Annotated in this window: 22 protein-coding genes; 13 read left to right on the top strand and 9 right to left on the bottom strand. The window is 40.2% G+C overall.

The annotated features are described in order from the left end of the window. Nucleotides 1-332: 332 nt before the first annotated feature. Nucleotides 333-2,348, bottom strand: a complete 2,016-nt coding sequence (gene ligA / locus ACN0T8_RS03460; protein ID WP_417879249.1) for an NAD-dependent DNA ligase LigA — start codon at nt 2,346-2,348, stop codon at nt 333-335. A gap of 90 nt (nt 2,349-2,438) precedes the next feature. Next, on the bottom strand, nt 2,439-3,365 hold the full coding sequence (gene zipA, locus ACN0T8_RS03465) for a cell division protein ZipA (RefSeq protein ID WP_417879250.1): 927 nt from the start codon (nt 3,363-3,365) through the stop codon (nt 2,439-2,441). A gap of 268 nt (nt 3,366-3,633) precedes the next feature. Here zipA and cysZ point away from each other — a divergent pair, with 268 nt between their 5' ends. From cysZ to crr, 5 genes are all read left to right on the top strand, one after another. Further along, on the top strand, nt 3,634-4,398 hold the full coding sequence (gene cysZ, locus ACN0T8_RS03470; RefSeq protein ID WP_417879251.1) for a sulfate transporter CysZ: 765 nt from the start codon (nt 3,634-3,636) through the stop codon (nt 4,396-4,398). Nucleotides 4,399-4,569: 171 nt separating this feature from the next. Continuing rightward, complete coding sequence (cysK, locus tag ACN0T8_RS03475) at nt 4,570-5,538, top strand: cysteine synthase A (RefSeq protein WP_417879252.1); 969 nt, start codon at nt 4,570-4,572, stop codon at nt 5,536-5,538. Nucleotides 5,539-5,831: 293 nt separating this feature from the next. Beyond that, nucleotides 5,832-6,089: an HPr family phosphocarrier protein gene (locus ACN0T8_RS03480; RefSeq protein ID WP_417879253.1), complete on the top strand. Its 258-nt coding sequence runs from the start codon at nt 5,832-5,834 to the stop codon at nt 6,087-6,089. Between the two features lie 59 nt (nt 6,090-6,148). Continuing rightward, nucleotides 6,149-7,873 (top strand): phosphoenolpyruvate-protein phosphotransferase PtsI, encoded by a 1,725-nt coding sequence (ptsI, locus tag ACN0T8_RS03485; protein WP_417879254.1) that lies wholly within the window; start codon nt 6,149-6,151, stop codon nt 7,871-7,873. Between the two features lie 52 nt (nt 7,874-7,925). After that, nucleotides 7,926-8,435, top strand: a complete 510-nt coding sequence (crr, locus tag ACN0T8_RS03490) for a PTS glucose transporter subunit IIA (RefSeq protein ID WP_417879255.1) — start codon at nt 7,926-7,928, stop codon at nt 8,433-8,435. Between the two features lie 109 nt (nt 8,436-8,544). Here crr and ACN0T8_RS03495 read toward each other — a convergent pair whose 3' ends face one another. Both ACN0T8_RS03495 and ACN0T8_RS03500 read right to left on the bottom strand, forming a co-directional pair. Beyond that, nucleotides 8,545-9,447 carry a Dyp-type peroxidase gene (locus tag ACN0T8_RS03495; RefSeq protein WP_417879256.1) on the bottom strand — a complete coding sequence of 301 codons (903 nt, stop codon included), beginning with the start codon at nt 9,445-9,447 and terminating at the stop codon, nt 8,545-8,547. A 33-nt stretch (nt 9,448-9,480) separates the two neighbouring features. After that, the gene (locus tag ACN0T8_RS03500; protein WP_417879257.1) at nt 9,481-9,951 is read right to left on the bottom strand and encodes a DUF2919 family protein; all 471 of its coding nucleotides are present in this window, start codon (nt 9,949-9,951) and stop codon (nt 9,481-9,483) included. 121 nt (nt 9,952-10,072) lie between these two features. On the opposite strand from ACN0T8_RS03500, the gene ACN0T8_RS03505 reads away from it, so the two are divergent. Continuing rightward, on the top strand, nt 10,073-10,414 hold the full coding sequence (locus ACN0T8_RS03505) for a DUF2956 domain-containing protein (protein WP_417879258.1): 342 nt from the start codon (nt 10,073-10,075) through the stop codon (nt 10,412-10,414). A 7-nt stretch (nt 10,415-10,421) separates the two neighbouring features. On the opposite strand, the gene ACN0T8_RS03510 is transcribed toward ACN0T8_RS03505, so the two are convergent. Then, complete coding sequence (locus tag ACN0T8_RS03510; RefSeq protein WP_417879259.1) at nt 10,422-10,709, bottom strand: helix-turn-helix domain-containing protein; 288 nt, start codon at nt 10,707-10,709, stop codon at nt 10,422-10,424. 206 nt (nt 10,710-10,915) lie between these two features. Between ACN0T8_RS03510 and ACN0T8_RS03515 the strand changes: the two genes are divergently transcribed. Genes ACN0T8_RS03515 through ACN0T8_RS03530 form a run of 4 tightly spaced genes read left to right on the top strand, consistent with a single transcriptional unit; the run spans nt 10,916 to nt 13,412 of the window. Next, on the top strand, nt 10,916-11,260 hold the full coding sequence (locus ACN0T8_RS03515; RefSeq protein WP_417879260.1) for an ArsC family reductase: 345 nt from the start codon (nt 10,916-10,918) through the stop codon (nt 11,258-11,260). 13 nt (nt 11,261-11,273) lie between these two features. After that, nucleotides 11,274-12,413 (top strand): succinyl-diaminopimelate desuccinylase, encoded by a 1,140-nt coding sequence (gene dapE, locus ACN0T8_RS03520; RefSeq protein WP_417879261.1) that lies wholly within the window; start codon nt 11,274-11,276, stop codon nt 12,411-12,413. Between the two features lie 37 nt (nt 12,414-12,450). After that, the gene (locus ACN0T8_RS03525; RefSeq protein WP_417879262.1) at nt 12,451-13,155 is read left to right on the top strand and encodes a M15 family metallopeptidase; all 705 of its coding nucleotides are present in this window, start codon (nt 12,451-12,453) and stop codon (nt 13,153-13,155) included. 29 nt (nt 13,156-13,184) lie between these two features. Next, nucleotides 13,185-13,412, top strand: a complete 228-nt coding sequence (locus ACN0T8_RS03530; RefSeq protein ID WP_417879263.1) for a DUF2897 domain-containing protein — start codon at nt 13,185-13,187, stop codon at nt 13,410-13,412. A gap of 67 nt (nt 13,413-13,479) precedes the next feature. Here the strand turns inward: ACN0T8_RS03530 and bamC are convergent, their stop codons facing one another. Together bamC and dapA are read right to left on the bottom strand one after the other, a co-directional pair. Beyond that, complete coding sequence (gene bamC / locus ACN0T8_RS03535; RefSeq protein ID WP_417879264.1) at nt 13,480-14,508, bottom strand: outer membrane protein assembly factor BamC; 1,029 nt, start codon at nt 14,506-14,508, stop codon at nt 13,480-13,482. A 48-nt stretch (nt 14,509-14,556) separates the two neighbouring features. Next, nucleotides 14,557-15,435 (bottom strand): 4-hydroxy-tetrahydrodipicolinate synthase, encoded by an 879-nt coding sequence (dapA, locus tag ACN0T8_RS03540; RefSeq protein WP_417879265.1) that lies wholly within the window; start codon nt 15,433-15,435, stop codon nt 14,557-14,559. Nucleotides 15,436-15,673: 238 nt separating this feature from the next. Between dapA and ACN0T8_RS03545 the strand changes: the two genes are divergently transcribed. Together ACN0T8_RS03545 and bcp are read left to right on the top strand one after the other, a co-directional pair. Continuing rightward, nucleotides 15,674-16,222 (top strand): glycine cleavage system protein R, encoded by a 549-nt coding sequence (locus ACN0T8_RS03545; protein WP_417879266.1) that lies wholly within the window; start codon nt 15,674-15,676, stop codon nt 16,220-16,222. A gap of 63 nt (nt 16,223-16,285) precedes the next feature. After that, a complete protein-coding gene (gene bcp, locus ACN0T8_RS03550) occupies nt 16,286-16,756 on the top strand; it encodes a thioredoxin-dependent thiol peroxidase (RefSeq protein ID WP_417879267.1) in 471 nt (156 codons plus the stop codon). 71 nt (nt 16,757-16,827) lie between these two features. Here the strand turns inward: bcp and ACN0T8_RS03555 are convergent, their stop codons facing one another. Continuing rightward, nucleotides 16,828-17,907 (bottom strand): AI-2E family transporter, encoded by a 1,080-nt coding sequence (locus ACN0T8_RS03555; RefSeq protein ID WP_417879268.1) that lies wholly within the window; start codon nt 17,905-17,907, stop codon nt 16,828-16,830. Beyond that, nucleotides 17,908-18,138, bottom strand: coding sequence for a sulfurtransferase TusA family protein (locus tag ACN0T8_RS03560; RefSeq protein ID WP_417879269.1), 231 nt, complete (start codon nt 18,136-18,138; stop codon nt 17,908-17,910). Between the two features lie 361 nt (nt 18,139-18,499). Here ACN0T8_RS03560 and ACN0T8_RS03565 point away from each other — a divergent pair, with 361 nt between their 5' ends. Continuing rightward, a complete protein-coding gene (locus ACN0T8_RS03565) occupies nt 18,500-19,951 on the top strand; it encodes a M48 family metalloprotease (RefSeq protein ID WP_417879270.1) in 1,452 nt (483 codons plus the stop codon). Nucleotides 19,952-19,978 lie beyond the last annotated feature (27 nt).

Raw genomic sequence — 19,978 nt, forward strand, 5'->3', positions numbered from 1 at the left:
GCTTAAGACTAACTTCGCTACGCAAAACATCAACAATAAGTTAATTTTTTAACAGAAAAACATGAGCGAGTGCAAAGTTCCCTAACATTGGTGATCAATATCACAAAGTAACAATAAAAATATAAATTCTATAAATCAATAATTTAAATATGAATATACAAGATAACTAAATATAACTACACCACAAAGTATTCACGAGGCCAGCTCCTCTGTCGAACATAAATAAATAAGCCAAATATAAGAAAACATTGATTAAGCAATAAATACAAAAAAAGGCCCCTGATTAGGAGCCTTTGAAAAAATAGTGACTTAATTAACGATTTAAATAAAGATTAATCATTCAATATTGCTAATAGCTGCTCTTCCGTTTGGATCTCGACGCCTAGCTCCTGAGCCTTAGTTAGCTTAGATCCTGCTGCCTCTCCGGCAAATAGAATATCCGTTTTCTTCGATACACTTCCCGCTACTTTCGCCCCTAGTGCCTGTAGTGCTGCTTTAGCATCATTACGATTTAATTGGCCAAAAGACCCTGTGATTACTATGGTTTTATCTTTAAGAGGTAATAAATCAGGATCGGAACTGGCTTCAACTTCAGGCCAGTGAATTCCTTGACTTATAAGGTCATCAATCACTTTTTGATTATTTTCTTCTGAAAAGAAGTGTACGATATGCTCAGCCACAACTTGACCCACATCGGGTACTTCAATCAAATTATCTTTGGTGGCAACTCTCACTTTCTCTAAAGTGTGGAAGTGTAATGCAAGATTTTGCGCTGTCGCTTCACCAACTTCACGGATCCCTAATGAATAAAGAAAACGTGGCAATGTTGTTTCCTTGGCAGCTTCTAAGGCGTTGACAATATTCTGTGCCGACTTAGGCCCAAGTCTATCTAAAACCGTAATCACGCCTGCAGATAACTTGAATAAATCCGCAGGTGTTTGAACCATTTCTTTTTCGACTAGTTGCTCAATCACCTTGACGCCGAGTCCGTCCACATCCATCGCTTTACGTGACACAAAGTGCTTCAATGCTTCTATTCGTTGCGCTTGGCAGATCAAACCGCCAGTACAACGAGTAACCGCTTCACCTTCAATTCGCTCAACTTCCGAATGACACACCGGACATTGAGTCGGATAGATAACACGAACAGCATCTTCAGGGCGTCGGTCAGACACTACACCAACAATTTTAGGGATCACATCGCCAGCTCGGCGAACAATCACCGTATCGCCAATATGCACATCCAAACGTTCAATCTCATCGGCATTATGTAGCGTGGCATTACTGACCGTCACGCCACCGACATAAACTGGTTCTAGTTTAGCAACAGGAGTCACCGCCCCGGTACGCCCCACTTGAAACTCCACATCATTTAAACGTGTCATTTCTTCTTGAGCTGGAAACTTATAAGCAATCGCCCAGCGAGGTGCACGGGCAACAAAACCTAATTCTTCTTGTAAGGCAATGTCATCTACCTTAATCACTACTCCATCAATTTCATAAGCAAGCTCACTACGACGCTGCAAAATATCTTGGTAATACGCTTTTACCTTTTCCAGCCCTTCAACCACTTTTGTCTCAGGACACATAGGTAGTCCCCAAGATTTTAGAGTTAAAAAACGTTGATAATGGCTTTGCGGTAACATGCCTCTTTCAACAATGCCAACACTATAAGCATAAAAGCTTAATGGTCGGGTTGCGGTCACTTTAGAATCGAGCTGGCGCAAACTACCGGCCGCTGCATTACGCGGGTTAGCAAACGGCTTAGTACCATTTTTTAACGCTTTTTCATTAAAGGTATTAAAACCATCCAAAAGCATGAAAACTTCGCCGCGTACTTCAATACGCTGTGGCCAATTATCACCTTGTAGTTTAAGTGGAATCGATTTGATGGTTTTTACGTTGGCGGTGATGTTTTCACCGGTAGCACCATCACCACGAGTCGCCGCTTGAACTAAAATACCGTTTTCATAAAGCAAGCTCACTGCCAGACCATCCAATTTAGGCTCACAGCAATACGTATCACATTGTTTGGTTTTTAAACGAGTGGCGATCTTTTTATGGAAGTTATCTAACTCGGATTCTTCAAATGCGTTGTCTAATGAAAGCATAGGTATTTCATGTTTTACTTGGATGAAGCCATCAAGCGGTTTCCCGCCCACTCGCATTGATGGAGACGAATCAGAAGCTAGCTCTGGATTTTCTTGTTCTAATTCGATTAACTCTCGCATTAATCGGTCATATTCTGCATCGGTAATTTCAGGGTTATCTTCGACGTAATAACGGACACCATGGTGATGAAGTGTCTCTCTTAATTGCTCTATTTTGCGCTCAACTTCGCGATTCATAGTCTTTACCTGATCGTACTTATTTATTAAAAAAGGCCCCTATGAAGGAGCCTGAATCTTCGTTTCTAGTATTCTTGCATTATCAACGGTTTATTCAGCTTCAGTGTTGCGAGCCACATAATCGCGAATTTGTTGACGATAGGCAGAAAGTCTATCTGGGGTCATTAGGTTACGTTTGTCATCTAATACATTCGCACCTAAATCATCCGCTATTTGCTGAGCCGTTCTTAACATCAATTTAAAGTTTTGATCCGCATCGCCGAAACAAGGCAAAGTCATGAAAAATGAAATACCTTTGGTCGTAAAGGCTGCTGGATCATCATGTACTAATGTGCCTGGATTCATCATATTAGCAACACTAAATAAAACTTTTCCTGTTCCTGATGTGTCAGTATGACAGTGAAAAATATCCATCGCGCCATAATGCAAACCATGTTGCTGCATGCTGTCAAATAATTGAGTACCAACAAACTCTGAAGTACCGGCTGCATGTACATGGAAAACAATCACTTCCATGTCATTCTTATTAATTTGTTTATTCTCTTGTGACCCTTTTGGCTGAGAGCCAACTGATGCTGGGGCTGATTCGGTTTTTTCCTGCTTTATTCCAGAATCAGCAATATTTTCATTGATAGCAACTTTTTCCGACTCAGAAAATGGGGATTGTGTTTTAGCTGTTTGATGTTGAACTTCCATTTTGACAAGTTCATCTGTGACAACATCATCCGTCGCGACAAAAGAAATATCCGACTCCCCAAATAAAGGATCGATATCGTCTTCTGGCTCGTCAATATGAAAAGCTGGCTCTTTACGCTCTTTAACTGAAGTGGCATGAGAAACGATACCTTCTTGCGCATCACCAGCAAGCTGACTATTGACCTTTGGTTCCATTTTATTCAAAGGCTTATCAGCAAATTTAGCTTTGCTTTCTTTTTTACTCGTCCATATACCATGTACTAGCAAACCTGCAATCGCCAGCCCACCTACAATAATGAGTACTAGTCGCAATTCCTGCATTTATCACTCTCAACTATTAATGTAATTACCGAAACCATCGCTCAACTTGTTGAATTACAAAAAGTCATTTTGGATGCTTAATTATGTCTTATCATGCCATAGAAATGGCTAAATGAGTGGTTTGTATATAACTACTGATTACTTTACCAAAAAAATTATCCCCAAGTCACCTTAAGATGTGAGATTCAGCAAGAATAAAACAAGCTTTTCTTATTTATCTATAACAGTAGAATAAACCCTACGCTTGTCCCTTATTTATGGAGTGTTCATGTCATCTTCCCTTAACTTAAAAGCAAACCAATCACCGAAAACGGGATTAGGTTATTTTGTCTATGGTGCTCAATTATGTTTCAAGCCAGGCATTCGACGCTTTGTCATTTTACCCTTGCTGACCAACATCATTTTGTTCGGTGGTTCATTATTCTATCTATATAGTAATTTAAGTGAATGGTTAGATAATTGGTTAGGTACACTGCCGGACATACTGTCTTGGTTGTCTTATTTATTACTACCATTATTAGGCATTACCATTATTGCAACATTCAGTTATTTTTTTAGTACTGTTGCTAATTGGATCGCAGCCCCCTTTAATGGCCTACTGGCTGAAAAGTTAGAAATCCAATTAACGGGCCAAGGACCTACAGATCAAAACCTGTTCTCATTAATTAAAGACACTCCACGAATCTTGCATAGAGAATGGGTCAAACTTAAGTACTACCTACCGAAAGCGCTTGGTCTCTTTATTCTGTTGCTTATTCCTGCATTAGGCCAAACACTGGGCCCTATTTTATGGTTTACTTTCTCTGCTTGGATGATGGCAATACAGTATTGTGACTACCCATTTGATAACCACAAAGTCACTTTTCTTAAAATGAAAAATGATCTTAAGAATGACAAATGGAATGCTTATAGCTTTGGCGGATTAGTCGCTTTATTCACCATGGTGCCGATTGTAAACTTATTCGTTATGCCGATTGCTGTCTGTGGTGCAACAGCAATGTGGGTAGATAAATACAAATCACTCAATAAATAACACAAGGGGCAGCTTTACGAATTGCCCCTCATACTTTTAACGCAGACATTTGTCCATATCATATAACCATTTATTCCTTTCACCTTATTTGCTGTAGATTTATGATTTCAATCATGCATACATAAAGTGCTTATTAATTCATACCCTACCGTGTAATGAAGGAACATCAACATGACAAAGATTTACGAAGATAACTCTCAAACTATTGGTAACACTCCTCTTGTTCGCTTAAATCGCGTAAGCAAAGGCAACGTTTTAGCTAAGATTGAAGCTCGTAACCCAAGTTTCAGCGTAAAATGCCGTATTGGTGCCAGCATGGTGTGGGAAGCAGAAAAAGCAGGTTTATTGAAGCCTGGCGTTGAACTAGTAGAGCCAACCAGTGGTAACACTGGTATTGCACTTGCATACGTTGCAGCAGCACGTGGTTACAAATTGACACTAACCATGCCTGAATCAATGAGCCTAGAACGCCGTAAGCTATTAAAAGCATTAGGGGCTAACTTAGAGCTCACTGAAGCAGCAAAAGGCATGAAAGGCGCAATTGCAAAAGCAGAAGAAATCGTAGCAAGCGATCCAAGTAAATACTTACTACTTCAACAATTTAACAATCCAGCTAACCCTGCTATTCATGAACAAACTACAGGTCCTGAAATTTGGGATGCAACAGATGGCAACATCGACGTGTTTGTATCAGGTGTGGGTACTGGCGGTACTTTAACCGGCGCGAGCCGTTACTTTAAAAAGACTAAAGGTAAAGCAGTCACAACTGTTGCAGTAGAGCCATCTGAATCGCCAGTGATCGCTCAAGCGCTTGCAGGAGACAAAATTCAACCTGCTCCGCATAAAATTCAAGGTATTGGTGCTGGTTTTATCCCTGAAAACTTAGATTTAGAGCTAATTGATAAAGTTATTTCAGTGACTTCTGATGAGGCTATTACGATGGCTCGTCGCCTAATGGAAGAAGAAGGAATACTTGCCGGAATTTCATCTGGCGCAGCGGTTGTTGCAGCGAACAAAATCGCTGAACTACCTGAATTTGAAGGGAAAAATATTGTAACCATACTGCCAAGTTCTGGTGAGCGCTACCTAAGTACAGCTCTGTTTTCTGGTATCTTTACCGACAAAGAAAACGATCAATAAAACTGGTCCAAATCAATTTTTCTATGAAAAAAGCTCCTTTATGGGGCTTTTTTGTTGATCCCTACCACTCCTTTAGTGATAATCGGGATGTTTTATTTTTAGCTTCAAAATAAAGAAGCCTGTTAATTAACCAACTAAGATTAGTTAACAGAAAATAAATACATGATAAGTGATGACTGAAAGCAATCGATTAGAACTCCTTATTTTTCTTCACTAGCGAAGTACTAAATAAGAAGGTAAGCTAAATTACTTTTCAGTTTCCAACAAAAAACAAATTAATCGGGGTAACACACATGTATCAGAAGCAAGTAGAAATCACTGCAGAAAACGGCCTTCACACTCGTCCTGCAGCTCAATTCGTTAAAGAAGCTAAAGCATTCGATGCTGATATTACAGTGACTTCTAATGGTAAAAGCGCAAGCGCTAAGAGCCTTTTCAAACTACAAACTCTTGGCCTAGTAAAAGGCACTGTAGTAACTATTTCTGCAGAAGGTCCTCAAGCTGAAGCTGCTGTTGATCACCTAGTTTCTCTTATGGACCAACTACACTAATCACATCTGTGATTCACGGTATTTTTACTTTTTATATTTGAACAAATTAAGGTAAGGCTATGATTTCTGGAATTCTAGCATCTCCTGGTATTGCTTTCGGTAAAGCACTACTTCTTCAAGAAGATGAAATTGTCCTAAATAAAACACCTATTTCGGACGATCAAGTTGAAGCAGAAGTAAAACGCTTCTTTGATGCTCGTAATAAATCTTCTGAGCAATTAGAAGGCATTAAACAAAAAGCACTTGAAACCTTCGGTGAAGAGAAAGAAGCTATCTTCGAAGGCCACATTATGCTGCTTGAAGATGAAGAGCTAGAAGAAGAAATTTTAGCCCTCATCAAATCGGACAAAATGTCTGCTGACCTTGCAATTCACACTGTGATTGAAGAACAAGCGACAGCACTTGAGTCTCTTGATGATGACTACCTTAAAGAACGTGCTACCGATATCCGTGATATCGGTACACGTTTTGTTAAAAATGCACTAGGCATTAACATCGTATCTTTAAGCGCTATCAACGAAGAAGTGATTCTTGTTGCTAACGACTTAACACCATCTGAAACAGCACAAATTAACCTAGAATTCGTTTTAGGCTTTGCTTGTGATATTGGTGGTCGCACATCTCATACCTCTATCATGGCTCGTTCACTTGAACTTCCTGCGATTGTGGGTACTAACGACATTACAAAACAAGTATCGAATGGTGATACTCTGATTTTGGATGCAATTAACAACAAAATCATCGTTAACCCTTCTGATGCAGAACTAGAAGAAGCAAAATCTATTCGTGATAACTTCTTAGCAGAAAAAGAAGAGTTGGCGAAATTAAAAGATCTACCTGCTGTCACTCTAGATGACCACCATGTAGAAGTTTGCGGTAACATCGGTACAGTGAAAGACTGTGACGGTATTATCCGTAACGGTGGTGAAGGAGTAGGTCTATACCGTACCGAATTCCTATTTATGGATCGTGACTCGCTTCCAACTGAAGAAGAGCAATACAATGCTTATAAAGAAGTTGCTGAAGCAATGGGCGATCAAGCTGTAATTATCCGCACTATGGATATCGGTGGTGATAAAGATCTTCCATATATGGATCTACCAGAAGAAATGAACCCGTTCTTAGGCTGGCGTGCAGTACGTATCAGTTTAGACCGTCGTGAAATCTTGAAAGATCAATTACGTGGTATTTTACGAGCATCAGCACACGGTAAGCTTCGCATCATGTTCCCAATGATCATCTCCGTTGAAGAGATCCGTGAACTTAAAGCAGCGATTGAGGAATATAAAGCTGAACTTCGTAACGAAGGCCTAGCATTTGACGAAAACATCGAAATTGGTGTAATGGTTGAAACCCCTGCTGCTGCTGCAATTGCTCATCACCTTGCAAAAGAAGTTTCATTCTTTAGTATTGGCACAAACGACTTAACTCAATATACTCTTGCAGTTGACCGTGGTAATGAGTTAATTTCTCACTTATACAACCCGCTATCTCCAGCTGTTCTGACTGTGATCAAGCAAGTAATTGATGCATCACACAAAGAAGGCAAATGGACTGGTATGTGTGGTGAGTTAGCAGGTGATGAACGCGCTACCCTACTTCTATTAGGCATGGGCTTAGACGAATTCAGCATGAGTGGTATTTCGATCCCTCGCGTTAAGAAAATCATCCGTAACTCAAACTTCGCAGAAGTAAAAGCAATGGCTGAAGAAGCTCTTGCTCTACCGACTGCGGCAGAAATCGAAGCTTGCGTTGATAAATTTATCGCAGAAAAATCGAATTAAGAATATAATCTTTTAACTAAAGATTAAAAAGTTAACTGCTTAGGAGCACGACATGGGTCTGTTTGACAAACTTAAGAAGCTAGTATCTGATGACACAGCTGATGCGGGTGCGATTGAAATTATCGCTCCACTGTCTGGTGAAATCGTAAACATTGAAGATGTGCCTGATGTGGTTTTCGCCGAGAAAATCGTTGGTGATGGTATTGCTATCAAGCCAAATGGCGACAAAATGGTTGCACCAGTAAATGGTACAATTGGTAAGATCTTCGAAACTAACCATGCTTTCTCTATCGAGTCTGACGATGGTATCGAACTATTCGTTCACTTTGGTATCGACACAGTTGAGCTAAAAGGTGAAGGTTTCACACGTATCGCTGAAGAAGGTCAAGCTGTAAAAGCAGGCGACACTATCATCGAATTTAATCTTGCATACCTACAAGAGAATGCAAAATCTACTTTGACTCCAGTTGTTATCTCTAACATGGATGAAATCAAAGAGTTGAACAAACTTTCTGGTAACGTTGTTGTTGGTGAAACACCAGTTATCCGTATCACTAAGTAATTTTCTTTATGATATAAAAACGCTGCTTAAGGGCAGCGTTTTTTATATCTGGAATATATGAAAATAGACCAACGACTGAAAACTCTCCAATCGCTGATAATAATTGATATTAAGCTAAAGCCAACTCCGCCAGCATTTCTTTTGAGGGTGCGAAGAAGTAAGCACCTGTCACGGCTTGAGTAAAACGCAATAGATGATCGGTTTTACCATCGGTTTCACCAAACATATTGTTCAACATAACTTTAAAATTATGCAGGCGATTACAGTAAGCAATAAACAGTAAACCATGCTCGCCAGACACTGAACCATAAGGCAAACTATGGCGAACCATCTTCAAGCCTTTACCATCTTCTTTAATATCGACACGACCAACGTGAGATTGTGCTGGCACATCATCTAATTCAACTGAATCTGGTTTAGTTCGACCAATTACTTTTTCTTGAGCAGATACATTTAAACGATTCCAAGCTGGTATATTATGAATATAACGCTGCAGCATCACATAGCTACCACCAGCAAACTCACCCTCTGGGATCACAGCAACCTGGCGACGCTCATCCCCTTCTGGATTTTCCGTGCCATCAATGAAATCTGTCATATCACGGCTATCTAAGAAACGATAACCATAGGTTTCATCAACAACTTCAACATTATCATTAATCTCTATCATCAGTTTACGAAATAGGTAGAAATGCAAATCGTGTCGGTTAGAGTGGCAATGTAAAAGCACATCCGTTTCAGTGGCAGGAGCAATAGTTTCACCTTTTCCTAACTCAACAAACGGCTCTAATTCTTGAGGCATACTCTGATTAGTTTTTTGCCAGAAAGAATGAGTAAAAGCCAAAGTGATATAAAGGTTGGCATCCGGTTGCTGGTCATTAAGATCTGATACCAGATCAGGCAAGGCTTTCAGTTGCTCAAGAACATGAGAATGATGGCGATTAATCTTAAGCATACATTGTAAAGAAAATGGATTAGCTTCTGGAATAATGGCTGATTGTGGTAGAGACATGAATACTTCCTTATTCTATATTTATTATGATCATTACGCTAAATTCGGGATTGTAAAAGTGTCTTTCACTCTCTTAGAATGCGACAAATAAATTAATAACCATACTAGGCCTAATAAAGTCAATGCATCACTCCAGTTGAACAACCATTGAGTAATAGATAAATGATAAAGCGTAATCACAAACTGTGCGGAGACCACAGCAAAGGTGTAACTGCGGCCAAAACTTAATATCTTATTAAGCCAAACCCGTTCCGGTGTACGTAATGATATTGCCCATGCCAAAACCACGACAGGTAAACCGACCACCAATCCCAGATATAAGCTATCGGGGACAGGATACACAATTGATAGCAACTTAGCGCCCATGGTTCGACTGGCACTGGCAATGATAAAAACAATCCAAGCTTTCGCCAGAAATAACCAACTTAACCATAGCCATAGGCTCGGCTTTAGGAAACCATTTCCATCATAATCATCGACACTGTAAGTGATCGCATATTGCACTGCTCTTTTTTTCCTTGCCATTTTGATATTTAATTATGCAGAGGACTGTTAGTCTTATATCCTACACAATCAGTAACTGCATTTCGCCACCAATACTTTAACAAATAATGAATAGATAAAAATGAAGCCAAGTAAAAAAAACATTTCACCAGAAACTCAACAAGAAGCACTAGCGGTAGCAAAATCTACTCAAAAGCCAGGACAGACCAAAGAACAAACTAAATTGATTGCGCAAGGCATAGAAAAAGGCATCGCACTGTATAAGAAGCAACATAAAGAAAAGTTAAGAGAAGCAGACAAATTACGAAAAAAACAATCGAAAAATAATCATCAATATCAAACGAAATCAGGCGTAGAACCATCTACGAACGACAATCCATCATCTATCCAGCCAATATTACCCTGGGTTCTATTAATTCTCAGTTGGGTTGGATTTGCTACTTATCTGTTGTTACAAAAATAACAGTATATTATTTCATTAACCCTAAAAACTGGGCGATATCAGCTTGCCATTGCTTTAGAACTCGTACATCGAAAGGCCCCCAATTATTCACCTTATAATACCCATCATTATGACGACGACCATCTTGTACAAAAGATAAATGAATACCAATTGAAGGCAAGGCTTTCAGTACACCTTGAATGGTTCTTCTTGGCCAACCGGTTAATTCCATTAATTTAGGTACATTTGGGCGTTCTAAATCTTTAATTAGCAAGGCAATATAAAGGCGTCTTGCAAATACCGGGCTAAGATCCACAATGATATCCTCAAAAATGACCGAGTCGATCAATAAAAACAATTGAGCTTATTATCACTCTAAACACGTAAAGCTATTTTGAGTAGGATCAATCAGATGCGATACAAATTAACCTTCTCCCCTGACAATGATGGAAACAAGTGCATTAACACGCTGAATTGTGTACGATTCGTTAAATAAAGATTAAGCGAACAAGGATAATAAAAATGATTATCATGTATGGCATCCCAAACTGTGACACGATCAAAAAAGCCAAAAAATGGTTAGACGCTGAAGGCATCGAATATCATTTTCATGATTACCGTAAATCAGGAATTGATGCTGAATTAATTGCCTTATTTTTCCAAAAGTTTGGTTGGGAAGCCGTAGTCAATAAACGCGGCACTACCTACCGCCAGTTATCAGACGAACAAAAAAACACCTTAAATCAAGATAGCGCCATCTCATTACTAATCGAAAACCCAGCGATGATTAAACGCCCTATCTTATTAACTGAATCAACAGCCATTATCGGATTTAAAGCTGCTGATTATGAAGCTCAATTAAAGTAAGGAAATCACAAGGATGTCAGACAGTCCCGTACTTGCTCTTGCGCAAGATTTATTAAAGCGACAATCGGTCACTCCAGAAGATGCCGGTTGTCAAGATTTAATGATTGAACGCTTAAAAGCACTTGGATTTGAAATTGAAATCATGGTATTTGAAGATACCACCAACTTTTGGGCTCGCCGCGGCTCTAGCTCACCTCTCTTTGCTTTTGCAGGACATACCGATGTGGTCCCTTCCGGCCCATTAGAACAATGGCATACCCCACCGTTTGAACCAACGATTATTGATGGTTATTTGCATGCTCGTGGCGCTGCAGATATGAAAGGCTCACTCGCCTGTATGGTCGTTGCCGTAGAACGTTTTATTGCCGATCATCCCGATCACCAAGGCTCAATTGCTTTTTTGATTACGTCCGATGAAGAAGGTCCATTCATTAACGGTACGACCCGCGTGGTTGATACCTTAATGGCACGCGATGAAATTATCGATATGTGTATTGTGGGTGAACCATCAAGCACCAATCAAGTAGGCGATGTCATCAAAAATGGCCGCCGTGGCTCGATCACAGGTGACTTAACCGTAAAGGGTACTCAAGGCCACGTTGCCTACCCTCATCTCGCGAATAACCCAGTACACCAAGCACTGCCTGCGTTATCGGAATTAGCAGCGACCACTTGGGATAATGGCAACGACTATTTCCCGCCGACTAGCTTTCAAATTCCGAATTTATCATCCGGCACCGGCGCTTCAAATGTTATTCCGGGTAAGTTTCATGTCCAGTTCAACTTCCGCTTTAGTACTGAACTCACTGATGTTGAGATTAAACGTCGCGTCCATTCAGTCCTTGATGCTCATGGCTTAGACTATGATTTAAAATGGACTCTCAGTGGTCATCCATTCTTAACCGATCAAGGCCCATTAATTGATGCCGTAGTGGAAGCCGTAAAAGCAGTTAATCATCAACCTGCACAGTTACTTACTACGGGTGGCACTTCCGATGGGCGATTCATTGCACAAATGGGTAGTCAGGTAGTCGAGCTTGGACCAGTTAATGCTACCATTCATAAAGTGAACGAGTGCGTGAAAATTTCTGATCTAGAGAAACTGACAGATATGTACCAAAAGACCTTAGAAAACTGTCTAACAGGAAAATAAATCTTATAGGACACTTTCTAATTAAGAAGAGTAACATATGACCCAATATTCACTTGAGCAACTGACCGGATTATCTCAAACTCATCTCACTACTCTGCTTGTTGAAAATAAAGAGAGCGCGGGACAAAAAGAGTTTCTGATTCATCGTGATGTTAAAACACCACTGAGCGGATTAATCCGTGATGCTCAAGTGAATGGGTTTGAATTTTCTATCGCCAGCAGCTTTCGTGATTATCACCGACAAGCCATGATCTGGAATGCAAAGTTCAGTGGTGAAAGACCAATATTAGATAGTGACAGCCAGCCTCTCGATAGTACAACGTTAAGCGACCTAGAAAAAATTCACGCTATCATGCGTTGGTCAGCTCTACCTGGTGCCAGCCGCCATCACTGGGGTTGCGAGTTAGATGTTTATGCACGCAATCTGTTACCTCAAGACACTCAACTACACTTAGAGCCTTGGGAATACCATACGGGTCATCAGGCAGAATTTAATATCTGGTTAACGGAAGCTATGCCTAAATTTGGTTTCTATCGCCCCTACCAACATGACCTTGGTGGTGTTGCAATAGAGCCTTGGCATATTAGCCATATTGATACCGGGCGAGAGATGCTAGAGCAGTTATCCATAGATAAGCTGCAACAAATTTGGGTCAAGCATCCCTTTTTGGGGGTTGAATCAATATCTCAGTATGCTGAAAGCTTATATAATCGTTATATCAATAATATTAGTGTGGCCTGAATATTAAGCTCAACTAAGAAGAAGGACCTATGGATTTAGATTTACTACTCAACCCTTGGGTAATTAGTATTATCATCATTGTATTCGTGATCGGCAATTTGGCGTCAATGAAATATTTGGGGCAATCAGATTTAGTTCGTAAAAACCCAAAAGCAAAATCTGACCTAGAGAAACTCATTGAAATTTATAAAGAAAAAGATCGACAAGACAAAGCAGTTCGGAAAAAGGAAAACGATTCAGATGATATCAACTCATAATATTGGAATATAAAAACACCGCCAACTTCAGCGGTGTTTTTTTCTTGAAAATCACACAGCCCAACAACTAAGATTTATCGTTAGTATCAAACATCGCTTGAAGTACTGGAATCAAAGTTTGTAAGTCTTCTTGTTGAATCGGCTTGCCATTGACATCGGTCACATTAATAGACGTTCGATTGTCTAAATCACCAACTAATAAGCCATATTTCTTATCGCTTAATGTCAACGGTTCAACACCTAGGCTCTGCCATACATCTTCATCTGGATCTTTATAATCCGTATCAATAGTGCCTTGCGAGCGGTTTTTACTGGTAATGTTAAAGCCGATTTGCGGCAGAACTGTTTCAAGTTTGCTCCACACTAAATCGTAAGGTGCACGAGCAATGATCACTGGTAAACCACTTCTATCTTTACCCATGGTTACCGGAACTTTATTAATCAATTCTAAAGCTCGAATTCTCGCTTCTTCCGTCACTTGCTTATCGTATTGAGTGGTAATGTAGTTCACCATGACACTCGAATAACGATCTTCAATTTCAGGGGTTAACTCAATAGCATCATTATTTTCTTTCCATTCGACGAGTGCCACATGAAAACCATAACGTCCCGCAGCATCTAAACGATCGACTTTATAACGGCCTGCAATTGGGTACGATTCATCTTCCGCACTTAAATTAATCCAACCCGTTTCTAATGACATTGGTGTATCAGTTCGAAGCTCGATACCTTTTTCATCCACCATACGATGAAGCATATCCCAGACTTTATTAAGTTCTTCTTGGCTAATTAACCAAACCGTCACTTCATTGTCTTGCTTTTCAACACGAGCGCCAGGGATTAACTCTAAAACCTGTTGGGGGGCTCGTATATCAACGTCAGGACCAAGTTTCCCTTTATAATCACCTTGAGGGATATTGTATTGAGGATAAAACTGAGGCTGAGCATCAGGAAGCGTTACCCACTTTTGATCCAACGAAGTATCTAAATACTCAAAATCATTTTTCGCTTGTCGACGCTGTTCTGGATCCCCAGCACACGCTGACAATACCAATACCGCTAGTGAGCTAATCACTAACTGGTGAGAGAATTTCATTTCTATACAACTCCTGAAAATAGGCTTAAGCGAACTTGAAACCCATTTTTATTGAATACCAGCATCTTTAAGCGCTTGAGTCACAATCACTTGGCCAGATTCCGTTAACTCGGTTAATGGTAAACGCAAGAAACCTTCAGAAATCAAACCAAGCTTATGAGCGGCCCATTTCACTGGAATAGGGCTAGATTCAATAAATAAATTTTTATGTAATGGCATCAGCTTCTGATTGATTTCATCAGCCGCATCAAGTTGCCCTTCCGCTGCTAATTTAAACATTTTCGCCATTTCTGCAGCGGCGATGTTATTAGTCACTGAAATCACACCATTACCACCGCGCTTAACAAAATCTAAGCCAGTCGCATCATCGCCACTTAGTAAGACGAATTCATCGCCACAAAGTTCACGGAATTTATCCACTCGAGACAAATCACCCGTAGCATCTTTAATTCCAACAATATTATCGATCTGAGATAAACGGCCAACGGTTTCAGGTAATAAATCCACTGCGGTACGACCCGGTACATTATAAAGAATCACGGGTACTTCACTAACTTCAGCAATCGCTTTGTAATGTTGGTATAAACCTTCTTGAGTCGGCTTATTATAGTACGGCGTTACACTCAAACAACCAGCAACACCGGAGTCATTAAGCAAACGGCTAAACGTCACCGCTTCATGAGTCGCATTGGCACCCGTGCCGGCAATAATAGGGATTCGTCCTGCCGCAAACTCCACCGTTTTATTCACGACTTTGACATGTTCTTCAACGGTTAAAGTGGCAGATTCGCCTGTCGTTCCAACCGCAACAATGCCGCTTGAACCTGATTTAATATGATATTCCACTAGATTTTTAAGGCTATCATAATCGACTTCATCGAGATGATTAAAAGGCGTAACTAGTGCAACTATACTTCCTGAGAACATGCTTCTCTCCTTACGAAATTCGACTATATCCAAGTCACTTGGGTATAGCATGTTACTTTAACAAGCTCAATAAAGACAAGGGTTCAACATCCCTTTCTCAACATTTACAACGAAATAATGACATTGGTTTCGTTTCTTTAAATAAAGTGCTAGTTTTTATCTCCATAACATATACTTAAATTGCTCAGTTTTATCTATGATAAGATAATCCTATTATTTCAATTTGGACGTTGAGATCATGATTCATCATCTAGTCATTACCGCTATTGGTTCCGATAGACCGGGCATTTGCAATCGCTTAACCCAGGTTGTTACGCATTCTGGCGGAAATATTGTTGATAGCCGCATCGCTTTGTTTGGCAAAGAATTCACACTGATTATGCTAGTTTCAGGGGAAACAACCACGATCACTCGCATCGAAACCTTATTACCTACTATGAGTGCTGAACACGATCTCATGGTAGTCATGAAACGTACGGCTCCTCACCAAGCACTGCAATATACTTACAAAGTTGAATGCACTATTGAATCGGAAGACCGAGTGGGCTTAACCGAAGCCTTCACGCAATTTTTCTTCAATCATCAGATCAATATTGCAGAGCTGAGCGCGCAAACTCAAAAATCGCCTAAAAAGACGCCACACACCCAAGCTGATCAATTCCATATTTTCATCTCAGGTTTAACTGAACTAGATATGGATAGCCGCCAGCTAGAACAAGCATTTGAGCGATTATGTCAGACACTTTCTGTCAAGGGCGAGCTGCAAATACAAGCGCAAATAGATTAATCATTTCACTTTATATACCCAAGTAGCTTCGAATAAGAAACACTGCAAATAAAAGGAAGAATCATGCAAACATTGACCGCAGGCACTCCCGCACCTAATTTCGCTTTACTTGATCAAGACGGCAATACCGTTTCTTTAGGTGACTTTAAAGGTAAAAAGATTTTATTTTACTTTTATCCAAAAGCAATGACGCCTGGCTGTACGGTTCAAGCTCAAGGCCTTCGCGATATTCAGCAAGAGTTAGCGGATAAAAATGTCGTCGTACTCGGTGTCAGTATTGACCCAGTAAAACGCCTAGGTAAGTTTATAGAACGAGATAACTTAAACTTCACTCTACTTTCTGATGAAGATCATGCTGTTGCTGAACAGTTTGGTGTGTGGGGAGAGAAGAAGTTTATGGGCAAAATATATGATGGCTTACACCGTATCAGTTTCTTAATTGATGAAAACGGAACGATTGAACATGTCTTCAATAAATTTAAGACCAAAGATCACCATGAGGTAGTACTTAACTACCTAAATGACAATGCTTAATTGTTCGTATAAGTAGTGAACAAACTAAAACGCCCAGATATTCGATGGTATCTGGGCGTTGTTATATCACGTTATAGTGACTCAGCCGGAGGTTCATTGTTTGCTTCATTACTTGGCAAAGCATTCCAAACTGCTTTGACTAATGTGGCTAATGGAATGGCAAAGAACACCCCCCAGAATCCCCAGAATCCTCCAAATACCAATACCGCGACTATGATTGCAACTGGGTGTAAGTTAACCGCTTCCGAAAATAATACCGGTACCAGAATATTACCATCGAGCATTTGAATGATACCGTACGCAATAATCAACCAATAAAACTGAGGAACGAGTCCCCACTGGAACAACGCAACCAACACCACAGGAACGGTAACAGCAGCAGCACCAATATATGGAATCAATACAGAAAAACCGACCGCTACCGCCAATAACACAGGATAACGAAGCCCAAACGCTAAGAATACAATGTAAGTTGCCACGCCAATAATCACAATTTCGACCACTTTGCCACGAATATAGTTAGAAATCTGGCTATGCATTTCATCCCAAACTTTGGTGGCTAAACGACGATTTTGTGGCATCACTCGGCTTAAAGATGTCAATAATTGAGATTTATCTTTTAATAAAAAGAAAACCAACAATGGTACTAAAACCAAATACACCCCTAAGGTCGCCAAACTAAGTAAAGAAGACATTGAGCCACGTAAGATAGTATCACCCATCCCCAAGATCTTATTTTGAGCGTTATGCATGATCATTTCGATCACTTGGACATCCGCTATGTCCGGATAACGATGTGGCAAACTCGTAATATAAGTTTGGAAGGTAGTATACATGCCCGGCATATCATTAAGTAAGTTAGCAATTTGTCGCCAAATAGTCGGCACCAGGCCAAAGAAAGCTAGCAGCATCAAGCCAATAAAAGCACTCACAACAATTAAAACACTAGCAAGCCGAGGAAGACCCACTTTAGATAAGCGAATAACTGGCCACTCCAACAAGTAGGCTAATACAATAGCGACCAATAACGGTGCAATTAAATGTCCAAAAAAGTAAATAGTAATAAAACCAAATAATAAAATCGCCACTAAGCTCACAGCATGTGGATCAGAAAATCGTTTTTTATACCAACGAACTATCATTTCAAACATTCAATTTGATTCCTTTTTCGTTACTAACAAAGTACATTCATCATTATGTTGTTGTACTGTTACTGAATACGAGGCTTGTTTAAAATATCGAATCATATCGTTAATCGATGCAATGTCATTCGATAAAATGGTTAGTGATTGCTGGTTCAACAATTCAGCACTTTTTCGTTTGGCTAACAATAGTGCCATTGGGCAGCGCTGAGATCGTAAATCAAGACACTCTATTTTCATTCAGCCATTAACCTTTATGATAGAGTTATTAATCATGAGCGAGTATATACCCAAGTAACTTCAAGATGCGAGTTTCAGCAAGAATAAAACAAGCTTTATGCCGCGTCAGATTGGTTTGAAAGGTGCCTTCCTTCACCAATCTTCCTTGCCTAACGGTTTGGATGAGAGCTCTGAATTCTGCATCTTGAAGTTACTTGGGTATAGAGACTTTAGATAAAAAAGAAACCAAGCAAGTGGTTTTGAGTCTATACCTCTGACAAATATACCTAAGTCACCTCTAAACCTTGAGCTTACTTAGGTATAACAGATAAACTGGCTTTGTTTTTATAACGTCAAATAATAATGGATGTTGCTTAACGATATGCGCCAATTTTTTCGCACTACCGCATGCTTATGTCTTTCGGCTTTATTATGCGTACAACCTATCGCCTATGCACAGCAAGACTTACCGGATATAGGTACCGCTGCGGCAGGCACATTGACCATTGCTCAAGAATTAGAGTATGGCGATGCTTACATGCGAATTTTACGCAGCATGAGTCCAATAATTAGTGACCCAGTGATGGATGAGTACATCACCTCGTTAGGCCACCAACTGGTTGCCAATGCGAATGATGTCAAAACCCCTTTTCACTTCCATTTGATCCGCGATCGTAGTGTAAACGCCTTTGCATTTTTTGGTGGGTATGTGGTTGCTAATACGGGTTTATTTCTTCACGCCAACAATGAAAGCCAACTTGCTTCAGTTTTTGCGCACGAAATATCGCATATCACTCAACGACACCTTGCTCGACATATGGAAGATCAAGCACGCCGTACGCCATTAACAATCGCCGCTTTAGTCGGTTCATTATTACTTGCCATCGCCTCACCAGAAGCAGGTATTGCTGCGGTTAACGCCACTACCGCCAGCTCAATGCAAGCCAGTATTAACTACACGCGCTCTAATGAACAAGAAGCAGACCGATTTGGTATTGCCACATTAGCCAGAGCCGGTTTTGATCCTGAAGGCATGCCTCAATTCTTTGGCCAATTAGCTGATCAATATCGCTATGCAAGTACCCCGCCTCCAATGTTGCTGAGCCACCCCTTACCTAAAGCACGTTTATCAGAAGCACGAGATAGAGCAGGCCGTTACCCTAGAGTTAATCCACCTATCTCTGTTAATTTCCATCTTGCCAAAGCGCGAGTGATCGCTCGATATGCTAGCATCGATTCTGCTCAATCATTAGATTGGTTTGAGCGTAGACTGCAAAAAGCCAACCCAATGATAAAACCAACTTTAGAGTACGGCCAAGCCTTGGTTTATATGGATAGCGGTAAAATATCACAAGCAGAAACCATCTTAACCCGATTGCTGGCCAGCGATCCGTACAATAACTTTTATCTTGATGCTGTGTCTGACTTATATATACATAAAAAGCAGTATGACAGCGCGATCACTTTGCTTAAAAAAGGACTCGAAAGAAAACCGGGCAATCAAGTGTTAACCATTAACTACGCCAATGTTCTTATCGAAGCCAATCGAAATAAAGAAGCGATAAACATTTTACAAAAGTATACGCACTCCCATCCAGATGAAACGGTGGGATGGTCACTATTAGCGAATGCGAATCGTAAAGCCGCCAATGAGCCGGAACAATTAGCATCAGAAGGCGAAATATTTGCACTGCGAGCGAATTGGAATAAAGCTATTAGTAACTACACTAGAGCAAGTCAGTTAGCCGAATTAGGCAGTCTACAACAAGCAAGATATGATGCGCGGATTGACCAATTGCGTATCGAACAGCAACGTTTTGCTGCTCTACAATAACTCATTAAAATTTTATAAGGATATGTC

This window comes from Vibrio sp. (genome assembly GCF_048266485.1).
GTDB lineage: Bacteria > Pseudomonadota > Gammaproteobacteria > Enterobacterales > Vibrionaceae > Vibrio.